This is a genomic window from Bartonella sp. AA86SXKL (genome assembly GCF_042196885.1).
Genome location: NZ_JBHIRE010000543.1, coordinates 239 through 573, shown reverse-complemented (window position 1 = coordinate 573; position 335 = coordinate 239). Strand labels below are relative to the sequence as shown.

The window sequence follows — 335 nt, the reverse complement described above, 5'->3', positions numbered from 1 at the left end:
CAAGAAAGTTTTAGAGGATTGTTTTCTTGTATAGCTCTATGCTCTTCTGAGGAGAGACGATTATGTAATTGGCGCGCAAAAGTATGGAGTTGTTTTTGCAGTATAGGAGAAAGAGACAGGACTTCTCTTTGTTGTTCTGATGAGAGGGTAAAAAGCTGTTGCAAATCTCTTCCTGGTTTTTCCACAGAGTGTGCTATGCGTCTTTGCTCTTTTTGGTGTTGCTCTATGAGGTTCTCCATTGTATGTTGTGCCATATCAGCATAACTTTTAAGGGCTTCACAGAGCTGTGGAACAGCCTCTTCGGCACGCCTGCGACTTGGACTTCTTATGCCTAA

Annotated in this window: 1 pseudogene; it reads right to left on the bottom strand. The window is 42.7% G+C overall.

The annotated features are described in order from the left end of the window. A pseudogene (locus ACFIO5_RS13180) lies at positions 1 to 335 on the bottom strand (cell filamentation protein Fic); the annotation flags it as partial.